Origin of the sequence: Bacillus timonensis (assembly GCF_004799755.1) — a bacterium.
In the GTDB taxonomy this organism is placed as follows: domain Bacteria; phylum Bacillota; class Bacilli; order Bacillales; family Bacillaceae_L; genus Ferdinandcohnia; species Ferdinandcohnia timonensis_A.
The window spans coordinates 1-11,357 of record NZ_SLUB01000084.1 but is presented as its reverse complement, the minus strand read 5'-3'; the positions used below and the strand labels follow the sequence as shown (position 1 = coordinate 11,357).

Here is an 11,357-nt window from a genome sequence, read left to right as displayed (position 1 = left end):
AGATGTGTATAAGAGACAGAGGTAGGACTTGTTTGACTAAATTAAAAAGGAGGTTCATATGAAAAAAATTGGTTTGCTTTCTCAGATTTTAATTGCATTTATTCTAGCTATTATTGTTGGGGCTATCGTTGGACCTAGCGTTGAGGTTGTTAAACCTCTTGGTGATTTATTTTTACGTATGATTAAGTTCATTATCGTTCCTTTAGTTCTAGCTTCCCTTGTTGTGGGTGTTGCAGGTACCGGGGATATTAAAAAGATTGGACGAATGGGCGGAATTACATTTTTCTATTATTTATTAACTACCGCATTTGCAGTGACCATTGGATTAATTCTTGCAAATATTTTCTCACCAGGTAAAGGCCTGGATATAGCCGCTACTACGGAAACGGCAGATCCAGCAGAGGCTCCAGGAGTAATTGATACGTTATTAAATATAATCCCTACGAACCCAATTGCTTCATTAGTTAATGGGGATATGTTACAAATCATCTTCTTTGCCATTTTCCTCGGACTTGGAATTACGATTTTAGGCGATAAGGCAAAGACAGTTTATAATTTCTTTGATGAACTAGCTGAGATCATGTATAAAATCACTGCTATTGTGATGAAGCTTGCACCAATCGGGGTTTTCGGTCTGATTGCACCTACTGTTGGAGAATACGGAGTTTCTGTACTACTTCCACTTTTAAAGGTTATATTAGTCGTTTATCTCGGATGTATACTTCACGCTGTATTAACATATTCAGTCTCCGTCAAGGTTTTCGCAAAGATGAATCCGCTGAAATTTTTCAAAGGAATTGCACCTGCTAGCTTGGTAGCATTTAGTACAACAAGTAGCTCAGGAACTTTGCCAATAACCATTAAAAATTCTGAAGAAAACTTAGGTGTTTCCAGAAAGGTAAGTAGCTTCGTTCTTCCACTAGGAGCCACCATCAATATGGATGGAACTGCATTATATCAGGGTGTGTGTGTGTTATTCATTGCACAGTTTTTTGGTTATGATCTTTCTTTTGCACAACAGTTAACTATTGTATTAACGGCAACTCTTGCTTCCATCGGTACAGCAGGAGTACCAGGAGCTGGATTGATCATGCTTACGATGGTCGTTACTTCAGTCGGACTTCCAGTAGAAGGGATTGCCCTTATTGCGGGTATTGATAGAATCTTGGATATGATTCGTACATCTGTAAACGTCACAGGCGATGCCTCTGCTGCAGTTGTAGTCAATGCTATAGAAGAGAAGCGAGAATTAAAAGTATCGAATGGAGTAAGTGTATAAACCTATCGAATTAAATGAAATGAACTGGTTGTTGGGGATTTGGGAGTAAATCTTCAACAACCTGTTTTTATAAGGCGGAGTAAAACATGACAAAAACACTAGGAATAATGGGTGGAATGGGACCCCTAGCAACAGTTGATTTAATGACAAAAATCATTCGGTTAACACCTGCCCAGAATGACCAAGACCACATTCATATGATTGTTGATAATTTCCCACAAATACCGGACCGGACATCCGCGATTTTAGGAAAAGGAACAAACCCTCTTCCCTTAATGATCGAATCTGCCAAAAGATTGGAGACGGCTGGGGCAGATTGGATTGCAATAGCCTGTAATACTGCTCATTTTTATTTAGATGATATCCAGGCTTCGATCAAGATCCCGCTTATGAATATGCCAAAAGAAACTGTCAGATTTATAGACAATGCAGGCTTAAAAACAATAGCATTGTTAGCCACTGATGGCACATTGTCTACGAATCTATACCAAGTATCCCTTCACGAACGAGGAATTGCTGTTGTAGAGCCCGATAAAATGACACAAGAAAGTGTCATGGAGGGAATTTATGCAGTAAAAAGTGGGAATCTCGAAAAAGGAAAGAAGTTATTACTACAGGCATCAAAAACAGTGATGAATCAAGGAGCAGAGGCAATTATCGCAGCATGCACTGAAATTCCACTTGTTTTAAGTGAAGTAGACGGGATTAAAGTGATTGATCCTACAGTAATAGTAGCGAAAAAGATTGTAGATATGTATTATGAATCGTAGAATGTGTTACTAAGAAAAAGGTACCTACTCCTTTTATTCAAAAGGGTCAGGTGCCTCATTTAGATCTTACACCCTCCCCCTATCCTTTTAAACTGGTAGTCTTATTTTCACCGTTGTTCCTTGGTTTTCTATACTTTCGAAGGTTATCGTTCCTCTGTGTTCTTTTATAATTCGAAAACATAGCATGAGACCAAGACCTGTTCCCTTTTCTTTATTACTATAAAAAGGTTCCCCTAGTCTTTTGAGGCGTTCTTCGCTTATTCCTATCCCATTATCCATTACCTGAATACATAATTGATTTTGATCCTCTAAATGAGCAGAGATTTTTAGTACTCCTTTTTTGTATGCGTCAGTAGCTTCAATACTGTTTTTACAAAGATTCAATAAGACTTGTTTGATTTGATTCGCATCACACCTTACAAGAGGAATACTCCGATCACTATCAATAATGATTTCGACATTTTTTAGATAGGCTTCAGGTTTCATCAAGGTGTATATCTCTTTTAACAAAGAGGGAATACTGACTGAATGAAGCTGAATTTCCTGCGGCTTTGCTAAGGAAAGAAACTCCTTAATGATATCTTCAATTCGATTAAACTCTGAAAGTACCACATCAAAATATTCTTCGTTCCTTACTCCTTGCTGAAATAGTTGAATGAACCCTTTTATTGATGTCAGAGGATTCCGTATTTCATGTGCAACACCCGCTGCTAATTCCCCAACTAATGATAACTTCTCTGATTTCCACAAAAATTCTTCCGCTCTTCTTTTCTCCGTAATGTCTTTTGCTACAACCATAATATGCTTAACTTCGTCGTCTTCATCCAGCACAGGGGAAGCCGTACAATCAAATAATTTCCAACCACGTTCAGCATGTAAAAGGCGAAACTCGACCCTCAAAGGAGTCTTTGTTTTATTTACCTCTTCAAATCCGTTGATGATGAGTGAAGAGTCATTTGGATGAATAAGATGCAATGTATTTTGGCTCAGAAAATACTCAGGTGGATAGCCTAATACAGTTTCATGGGAAGGTGATGCATAAATACACTTTCCTTGACTATCAAATAAAATGATTAAATCAGTCATGTTTTCAGCAATCAAACGGTATTTAGTTTCACTTTCAAGTAAAGCCTTTTCGATGTTCTTTCTGTCAGTAATATCCATACATGAACCAATTACCTCAATTACTTCCCCATTTCGTTTAACTGGCCGTAACGCAGTAAAATAATGAATGCCATTTAATTCTTCTTCATAGGTAACATGGTCTTCCCCACTCCATGCTCTTTCATAAAATACGAGCTTTCTTTTCGTAATCTGTTCCGGAAGAAAATCTATTAACTGTTTTCCTACTACATGACTTGGAGTAAGGCCCAAACGATATACTAACTCACCGTCACATAAAGTATGGATAAAGTGCCCATTTACTCCTTTGAATTTGAAAATCATTCCCTGTTGCAAACGAATAGTTTCATTTAATTCCTTTCGATCAATACTCACTAATTCATCAGAGCACAATTGTTCATTTAGTCCATTTTGCAGGCTGATATCTTTACCTTTTTCTGTGATCGTATATGGGTTCATATGACAATATTTCCTTTCAATGAAAGTAGAAAAATAGAAATAATTTAATCAGGAAACCTTTTTTATTAATTTTTAATAGTAGGAACTAGACATTCGAATACTCTTAATTTTTCGACCATTCAACTATTTTTGTTACTATTATACTATTTATTACAAATAAATTTAATTTTTTTTCAGCAGATATTTGCACTTTAACAAGTTTAAATCATATTAAGAACCATATTTTGAGGTAAAATAGAAGTATCATTACATAACGAGGTGTCTATCAGATGGAAAAATTGATGTTTATCGAAACCGGGATGGGGATTGATGTTCACGGCCAAAATATTACGAAGGCAGCCATTCGTGCCGTAAAGAATGCGATTCATTTTAATTCAATGCCTGGCATTCGCTCGGTGCTACCAGGAAATAGCTTAGACAATATGGTGGTTAATGTGAAACTAGCGGTCCCTTGTGATAAAGAACAGCTTGATATCGATACGGTAAAAGGAGCTATACCATTCGGAAAGGTCTCAGTGGAAGTGATGGATGGAGGTATGCTAACAACAAGCGGAATCGTCCTTGAAGAAAAAGGCGATCAAAATGATTTAATGTACATCGTTGTAGCATCTGTCGAGGTTGGATATTAAAAGGTGGACGTTCATTATCCAAAGGTTGTGGGGCACATGCCCGTGTCCCACTTACACTCTAAAAATTCTACTAATTTTTGCGTTTAGCCCTTTAAACATGAAGGATTGTGCAGCCTCATTGTTCTTGTAGGTAGCACTGTTACTGATATTTTGATCCTCAAATTGGTAGACTGTTACTTCTTTATTGTCTGGATTTACAATCCAGTACTCACTCACACCAGTGGACATGTATAGGTCAAGTTTTTTGATAAGATCCTTACTCCTTGTACTTTTCGAAAGCACCTCAACAACAAGTGACGGAACTCCTTTATAATAATCATTTTCATTTAAATTTTCCTCTAAATCACAAATCACCATCAAGTCTGGCTGAACAATATTAATACTTTCGGGTGTTCTTCTTAACTCAATATCGTATGGAGCAACCATTGGTGTACAATTTGTTCCTTGAAAAAAGATATAAAAGTTTCCAAATAACTCAGTTATAGCCATCTGATGAGCAGTTCTTGGAGATGCCAGCAAATAGATTTCTCCATCGATATACTCATACCTGTCATCTGATTCCTGTTGTAATGTCAGAAACTCCTCATATGTCGATTTTTTTCCATCAAAGCTATACTCAGGTGCCTTTTCATGTACCACTTCTGGCTGGACTTTATTTAATGTATCTTTAACCGCTGTTAGTTTGGCAATTTCTGTACCGTTACGTGTAACGATAATATCCTCTTGTGCCGCAAGCATCAAATACTTTCCAAAATTATTTTGCAGTTCCGTCGAGTTAACAATCATCTCAATCAACCCTCACATTAGTTAATATAGCTAAATTAGCTACTTTAATTATATGGATTTTCTTTTCCATTTTCAAGAGTGACGGATTGGGTAAAAAAAGAATATCAGACACCTAAACAGCGCCTGATATTCTTAATTCCATGTTATTTACTTGTTTCTCTTCGAATGATTGGAGCAACCTCCGCTGCTAACATTTCGATTCCTTTTGCCACATTCTTAAAAGGTTGACCCCCTATATCTAACTGTGCAAGGAAACGGCGATGTCCAAAGAGTTCGTATTGTTGAAGGATCTTTTCAACGACCTGTTGCGGACTTCCCACGAACAAAGCTGTATCCGGACTAGCCATATGCTCAAATTCGGCTTTTGACATCCTTGTCCCCATTCCGCGCTGACGGTTTACATATTCCCAGTAATTCGAGTAATAAGGATAAAACTCATCTTTTGCTTGTTGCGTTGTTTCAGCTAGATATGCATGTCCCGTAACACCAACCTTCAAGCTTTGAGGTGCATGTCCAGCCTCTATTCCCGCTTGACGATAAAGATCAACAAGTGGTTTAAACCGTCTTGGTGGTCCTCCCAAAATAGCTAAAGCCATTCCTACCCCAAATCTTCCAGCACGAACGGCACTCTCAGGTGTCCCTCCCACTCCAATCCATACAGGTAATTTTTCCTGTACCGGTCTTGGCGCAATTTGAGCATTTGTTAATGACGGACGAAAATTCCCTGACCATGTAACCCTTTCATGCTCGGTCAATTGCAAGAGAAGCTCCATATGCTCTTCAAACAGTTCATCATAATCATTTGTGCTATAACCGAACAAAGGGAATGATTCGATAAAAGCCCCTCTTCCAGCTAGTATTTCGGCACGACCATCCGAAAGTAAGTCTAATGTCGCAAAATCCTCAAACAGACGAACAGGATCAAGCGTACTTAAAACACTTGTTGTACTGGTTAATCGAATCTGTTTTGTTGCTTGAGCAATGGCTGCTAATAGAACAGCGGGAGATGAAGAAGCATAATCCAGGCGATGATGTTCTCCTACCCCAAATACATCAAGTCCTGCCTCGTCCGCAAGTTTTGCGGCTTCAATGATTTCTTTTGTTCTTTCTTTTGCTGATATTGTCTTTCCTGTTAGAGGGTCCGGACCAATATCAGCTAGTGTGTATATCCCGATTTCAAATCCGCTTTTATTATCATTCATAAAGGTTACCACCTTTTATCAGTTACTTTATGTAAGTAAGTATATTTTTAAAATATAATTATGTCAAGTAAGTGTACTTTTCATAATAAAAAGGGCTGTTCCAAAGTCATATAAATAGCTTTCGGAACAGCCCAGTTTTTTATTACTTATTACTAAATATAATATTTATTACGTTTAATTTCTTCTCGTATAAACTAATTTTGTTTTTTGACCTTACTACATTAACTGCATGGTTGTAATACACGTATTGTCGCCTTCAAATGTGGAAATTTGGGATTCTGCTGTTTTTCCATCATATCCGATTTTCACTTGGTAGGTTTTATCCCTTGGTAACCATAAATCGATAAATCCATTTTCGAACGATGCTATCGTTTCATCAACAACTACATTACCCGCCTCGTCTTCGATGTAGACTTCGAATTCTTTTTCAACTAATTCCCCTTGACATCCTGTTAAACTATGAATGGCACATTCGTGTGTTTCTTTTACAAATGGTGCAATTGAAACAAAAAACTCATCCTCAGGGAGTTCATAAGCTGTTTCCTTTTTATTACTATCCGTTACAATAAGTTCGTGCGAAGTAATCGATGCAGACACATCTTCAAAACTTCCAACACTATAATCGTGTACCATTTCTTTTATATCCTTTGCTTCATTTACACCCATCTCATCCGAAGTGCTATTGTTACAAGCCGCTAATAAAAAGATTAGCAATAATCCTGCTATACCTATTAACCCTTTTTTCATTAATGTCCAACTCCTTTTTTATGCAGACGATAATTCTATTGCCCATTACATGGGGTTAACCCATCTAATTTATGCTTCTTCTATGAAATCTTAATTCCACTTTTAAGTGTAACAAAAATTTATGAAGAAATTATGGAGAAACTAGATTGTGTATGATAGATTTTTTCATACCTCTCATTTATTTTCCTTTTGATTTTTACTTATATTTCGAATGATATAGATTAGCCCTACTAGTGAAAGGATTGATAAGATGAGTTTTCCTTCCGTTGTCCAATTGGTTACTTGGTCCACTGAATATGCTTCGATAAGCAAGGCTGGAATCTTTCCGATTGAACTTGCAAATAGAAATACGATTAGACTAACTGTCCCTACTGCCGAGGCAAAGGTGACTAAACCAGATGGAATAAACGGTAATAATCTCAAAGATAGAATGAGTAAAAAGGCATCTTTCCCCCTAGTGTTCAGGAGTTTAGAGACAAGTGGATATTTATTCAGCTTATTTCCTACTACCCTTTTAAAACCTTTTCGATATAACCAAAAAGATAGGATTGCACCTATTGTCTCTCCAAGGAAAGAAATGAAGGTTCCCTTCCAAAAACCAAAGACTAATAAGTTTGCTGCAGTAATAAAAACACTGGGAATAACGCCAAAGATACTGATTAGAATATTAACAAGCAAACTGATGACAACGGCGACCTCTTTATAGGTAACTAGAACCTCTACTAGCCAATCTTGCATACTCTTCCTCCGTGTACAAAGTCTGTTAGACCTTACTTCTATTTGCAACCTTCTAATTCGATCGTTACCTTCGTTCCTTTTCCTAACTCACTAACTATGTTAATTTGACCGCCATGAGCTTCCACAATTTCTTTGACAATCGATAAACCTAGGCCAGACCCACCACTTTCGCGTGATCTTGACTTCTCAACTCGGTATAAACGGTTAAATATAAAAGGAATTTCCTCTTTTGGAATACCGATTCCTTCATCGATAACAGATAACTCAATTTTATTTTTTGTTTGGTCGTGTTCAACCTGTAACCTAACTTTACTGTTTCTGTTCGAATATTTTAATGAGTTATCTAATAGGTTTATCATCACTTGTTCCAATCTTGGTCGATCAATCATTGCAAATAACCCGTCTGGGCAAGAATGAAATAATTCAATACCTTTTTTCATAAATGCCGGACGAACCTTTTCTGCAATTTTATTTGTAAATTCACATAGGCTAACCTTTTCCTTTTGAATAACAAAGCTATGTTGGTCAACTTTAGCCAAATCAAATAAATCCTTGACTAGACCAGATAGATGCTCAGCTTCCTCATATATTATTTGTAAATAGTTATTTCTTTCCTCATCGCTTACTCCTTTTCGCTTTGCTATATCCGCATACCCTTTTACATAGGTTAAGGGCGTGCGTAATTCATGTGAAATACTTGCGAGAAACTCATTTCTTTCCTTTTTTAAATGGTTTAAATCATTGGCTAATGTTTGAATGCTTTCTGCAAGTTCTCCTAATTCATCTTTACTCCTATGGCTAACTACAACAGTAAAATCGCCCTTACTTAACGCTTTCGTCGCTTGTTTCATTCTGATTAATGGGAGTGTGATGACTTTAGAAAGAAAGAAAACGGTAATGACCGTTAAGATAATCGTAAGGCTACCTACCAGTATAAAATGCTGCTTTAATTTATAAACCATTGTTTGAATCGAATTTGTGCTCTTAAACATATATACATGGCCAATTAATCGATCATCAATCACGATTGGACTGACAGTGGAAATATAAGACTCTGTTGCCCATCGTTTTTCTACAATCATTCCCTCGAAAGGAACAGAACCTCTCTCATGTTTCATAAGTCGTTTCATGGGTGATGTTAACTCATTAGATTTGGCAAGTACCTTTCCTTTATGAGTCATAATCACTACATCCGTGTCTGCTTCTGTTTCCATTAAAGCCACATGTTCAATCGTCGTTTTATCAAAGCTTTTCTCTAAAACATGACGGTGACTTTCCCCTCTTGCTTTTAATTCTGCAAGTTCTTCGTCGATACGTGAATCGACAAGTCCTGTATATAAAAAGGAGAACAAAATGATTTCAAGAATGAGAATAAATGCAAAAAACAATAGTCCGAGTTTAATTGAGATTTTATTCATTCATTTTCGCCCCGTATTTTTTATCCATCAATCATACAGAAAAAGTATCAAGAAAATATGCATGCTTATTATTCTTAAATGAATGACTCACCATTATCATACCATCATCGTGCTAGAATCCGAATCTCTCCTTCACCAAGTCTTCAAAAATTCTGCACAAATTCTGCATGGTTTAGAGATATTCTAAAGCCAATAAAAGAAAAGGAGTTGGTAGATGTGAAAAAATGGGCGATTAGTATTTTCACAGTTGCCTTTGTCATAGGTACAGGTACCGCAGTATTTTTACAAGGAGATGGGGATGGAATCTTTAATTTTGATAAGATGAAACCTCTCATGGAAAAAATGCATCCTAACTTTTCTGAACAGCAATTAGAAGATATGTTTGATTCTTGTCACGGAGAGAACGGTATGATGAACAATACAAATTTTAATGAAATGCATTAAAAAGACGTGTGGATTAAACTTGCACACGCCTTTTTCCTTATTCGTTAAGGTTTCTTCATTTTGGATATATATTGACACTCGACAAAAAGGGTTGACCAAAGTGGGTCAAAACTTCTGTCAATTGCACCTGCCTTATCAGTTGTGGGAACAGGCTAAGCACGCAGGCCAGGGCGTTGTATAGACGGAAGAATTCCGCCTAATCCGTAAAAAGCACTGAAAATAGCCTAGATTGACGGAGAGATTCCGTTTATTGACTCTAAAAGCATGTAAAAGAAGGGTTTTTCTTTGGATAGACGGAAATCCTTCTCTTATTTAGCCCATTTTAAACTCCATTCGGATTTTAAACGGAAAACATCCGCTTATAACCCTTGAGTAAATTTATATAACACTCTCTCTTATATTTTCCAAACCAAATCGTGTTACAAACTTGGAAAATTGTTCTCTCCTCTTTCCGTGCTCAATATAGATCGTAATGATTTTATCAACAACTTCGTAAAGTTGTTCGGGTGTTAGCTGTTCCATCAATAAAGTACCTGTTCTGGCATCTTTTCCTTTGGCTTTTCCACCAATATATAAATCATATCCGTCTTTTACCTTCATGACGCCAATATCATTTACTAACGGTTCCCCACAACCAACCGGACAGCCAGTGTAAGCTGGACGAAGTGTAAAAGGAACTTGTTTTCCTGCAATTCGCTTATTGAGCTCAATCGCAACAGGCATCCCTTCTTCTTCCGCGCCTTTACAAAAATTACAGGTTCGTAAGCTTTTTACAAAGCTCCCCACTGGATAACAGGCTAAACCGACTTCTGCAAATTTTTCTTTCACCCATTCAACTTCACTTTCTAGTACTTCTATGTATAGTTGTTGGAAAGTTGTTAACTCCAATTCATCACCATCATTCATGTACTCAGCAATGGTAACCAGTTGTTTGGCATTTAATTTGGCACCGAACGAAATCCCACCATTTACAGCTAATTTAACCTTCTTTTCTGTTTGCTCCACAACCATTTTCACACCCCACGGGGACAGGTTCACTGTCCCGGATTTGAAGTTGGACAGTGAACCTGTCCCACTAGCTTTGCGCAGATTCCATAAAATGTAAAATTACTAATTGTATGTAGACATAAAAAAAGAAAGCCCTTATTGTAGAAGTGTTAGATGTTTGTTTGTTCCCAACAACAATACAAACTTTCTACAAAGGAGCTTTCAATGAATAATACCATATTAAATCAAAATACAGTAATTCGTCAATGCTTGTCATTATTGCCTACAGAATATTTAGCTTGTCCCCTTCTAAACTATGATATGAAAAAGCTTTCAACAGAAGGTTTAGTTAAAATTTTTGTAGCTGCCCAATTGGGAAAATGGGAATCTTATCCCGAATTTGAAGTTAATATGCGCGCACACAATGATCTAATGGAATATATCGGTGTAGATAGTATCAGTGCCTCACAATTAAGTCGAAGAATTAATGATTTAGACACCGGAATAGTACAGAACCTTTTCTTTAAAGTTGTAAAAGAACTTGAATATTATACCAAAGGTACTACTGGTCTACCTCGAGGTGTTGGAAAACTTCGCATCGTAGATGCGACACATATACCACTTCCACCTATTTTATCAGAATGGGCCTATGTAACAAAGGGCTGGACAGTCGTCAAAATGCATACACGATTGATAGTTGCTTCGCCTGATGTACATTATCCAGATAAAATTGTTCCTTCTAATGGGAAAGTACAAGATCATGAAGGCGGAGACCT

Annotated in this window: 11 protein-coding genes and 1 pseudogene; 5 read left to right on the top strand and 7 right to left on the bottom strand. The window is 37.0% G+C overall.

What is annotated here, in order from left to right; translation table 11 throughout:
• Window positions 1–58: 58 nt before the first annotated feature.
• Window positions 59–1,279, top strand: a complete 1,221-nt coding sequence (locus E1I69_RS22725) for a dicarboxylate/amino acid:cation symporter (protein ID WP_136381801.1) — start codon at window positions 59–61, stop codon at window positions 1,277–1,279.
• 86 nt (window positions 1,280–1,365) lie between these two features.
• Window positions 1,366–2,049, top strand: a complete 684-nt coding sequence (locus E1I69_RS22720; RefSeq protein ID WP_136381800.1) for an aspartate/glutamate racemase family protein — start codon at window positions 1,366–1,368, stop codon at window positions 2,047–2,049.
• Between the two features lie 87 nt (window positions 2,050–2,136).
• Here E1I69_RS22720 and E1I69_RS22715 read toward each other — a convergent pair whose 3' ends face one another.
• On the bottom strand, window positions 2,137–3,630 hold the full coding sequence (locus E1I69_RS22715; RefSeq protein WP_136381799.1) for a PAS domain-containing sensor histidine kinase: 1,494 nt from the start codon (window positions 3,628–3,630) through the stop codon (window positions 2,137–2,139).
• Window positions 3,631–3,899: 269 nt separating this feature from the next.
• Here E1I69_RS22715 and E1I69_RS22710 point away from each other — a divergent pair, with 269 nt between their 5' ends.
• Window positions 3,900–4,259, top strand: coding sequence for a Lin0512 family protein (locus E1I69_RS22710; protein ID WP_136381798.1), 360 nt, complete (start codon window positions 3,900–3,902; stop codon window positions 4,257–4,259).
• A gap of 51 nt (window positions 4,260–4,310) precedes the next feature.
• On the opposite strand, the gene E1I69_RS22705 is transcribed toward E1I69_RS22710, so the two are convergent.
• The 5 genes from E1I69_RS22705 to E1I69_RS22685 all read right to left on the bottom strand — a co-directional run bounded on the left by E1I69_RS22705 (window position 4,311) and on the right by E1I69_RS22685 (window position 9,150).
• Window positions 4,311–5,045 (bottom strand): type II toxin-antitoxin system Phd/YefM family antitoxin, encoded by a 735-nt coding sequence (locus E1I69_RS22705; RefSeq protein WP_136381797.1) that lies wholly within the window; start codon window positions 5,043–5,045, stop codon window positions 4,311–4,313.
• Window positions 5,046–5,188: 143 nt separating this feature from the next.
• Window positions 5,189–6,247: an LLM class flavin-dependent oxidoreductase gene (locus E1I69_RS22700; protein ID WP_136381796.1), complete on the bottom strand. Its 1,059-nt coding sequence runs from the start codon at window positions 6,245–6,247 to the stop codon at window positions 5,189–5,191.
• Between the two features lie 216 nt (window positions 6,248–6,463).
• A complete protein-coding gene (locus E1I69_RS22695; RefSeq protein WP_136381795.1) occupies window positions 6,464–6,994 on the bottom strand; it encodes a CueP family metal-binding protein in 531 nt (176 codons plus the stop codon).
• A 174-nt stretch (window positions 6,995–7,168) separates the two neighbouring features.
• Window positions 7,169–7,732: a TVP38/TMEM64 family protein gene (locus tag E1I69_RS22690; protein WP_136381794.1), complete on the bottom strand. Its 564-nt coding sequence runs from the start codon at window positions 7,730–7,732 to the stop codon at window positions 7,169–7,171.
• A 38-nt stretch (window positions 7,733–7,770) separates the two neighbouring features.
• The gene (locus E1I69_RS22685) at window positions 7,771–9,150 is read right to left on the bottom strand and encodes a sensor histidine kinase (protein ID WP_136381793.1); all 1,380 of its coding nucleotides are present in this window, start codon (window positions 9,148–9,150) and stop codon (window positions 7,771–7,773) included.
• A gap of 216 nt (window positions 9,151–9,366) precedes the next feature.
• Between E1I69_RS22685 and E1I69_RS22680 the strand changes: the two genes are divergently transcribed.
• Window positions 9,367–9,594 (top strand): hypothetical protein, encoded by a 228-nt coding sequence (locus tag E1I69_RS22680; protein WP_136381803.1) that lies wholly within the window; start codon window positions 9,367–9,369, stop codon window positions 9,592–9,594.
• A 378-nt stretch (window positions 9,595–9,972) separates the two neighbouring features.
• Here the strand turns inward: E1I69_RS22680 and E1I69_RS22675 are convergent, their stop codons facing one another.
• The gene (locus tag E1I69_RS22675) at window positions 9,973–10,605 is read right to left on the bottom strand and encodes a nitrite reductase (RefSeq protein WP_431731902.1); all 633 of its coding nucleotides are present in this window, start codon (window positions 10,603–10,605) and stop codon (window positions 9,973–9,975) included.
• A 201-nt stretch (window positions 10,606–10,806) separates the two neighbouring features.
• On the opposite strand from E1I69_RS22675, the pseudogene E1I69_RS22670 reads away from it, so the two are divergent.
• A pseudogene (locus E1I69_RS22670) lies at window positions 10,807–11,357 on the top strand (IS4 family transposase); the annotation flags it as partial.

What these genes read in the sequence shown, in the direction of transcription:
- E1I69_RS22725 (WP_136381801.1), top strand. Translation starts at nt 59, where the DNA reads ATGAAAAAAATTGGTTTGCTTTCTCAGATTTTAATTGCATTTATTCTA.
- E1I69_RS22720 (WP_136381800.1), top strand. Translation starts at nt 1,366, where the DNA reads ATGACAAAAACACTAGGAATAATGGGTGGAATGGGACCCCTAGCAACA.
- E1I69_RS22715 (WP_136381799.1), bottom strand. Translation starts at nt 3,630, where the DNA reads ATGAACCCATATACGATCACAGAAAAAGGTAAAGATATCAGCCTGCAA.
- E1I69_RS22710 (WP_136381798.1), top strand. Translation starts at nt 3,900, where the DNA reads ATGGAAAAATTGATGTTTATCGAAACCGGGATGGGGATTGATGTTCAC.
- E1I69_RS22705 (WP_136381797.1), bottom strand. Translation starts at nt 5,045, where the DNA reads ATGATTGTTAACTCGACGGAACTGCAAAATAATTTTGGAAAGTATTTG.
- E1I69_RS22700 (WP_136381796.1), bottom strand. Translation starts at nt 6,247, where the DNA reads ATGAATGATAATAAAAGCGGATTTGAAATCGGGATATACACACTAGCT.
- E1I69_RS22695 (WP_136381795.1), bottom strand. Translation starts at nt 6,994, where the DNA reads ATGAAAAAAGGGTTAATAGGTATAGCAGGATTATTGCTAATCTTTTTA.
- E1I69_RS22690 (WP_136381794.1), bottom strand. Translation starts at nt 7,732, where the DNA reads ATGCAAGATTGGCTAGTAGAGGTTCTAGTTACCTATAAAGAGGTCGCC.
- E1I69_RS22685 (WP_136381793.1), bottom strand. Translation starts at nt 9,150, where the DNA reads ATGAATAAAATCTCAATTAAACTCGGACTATTGTTTTTTGCATTTATT.
- E1I69_RS22675 (WP_431731902.1), bottom strand. Translation starts at nt 10,605, where the DNA reads ATGGTTGTGGAGCAAACAGAAAAGAAGGTTAAATTAGCTGTAAATGGT.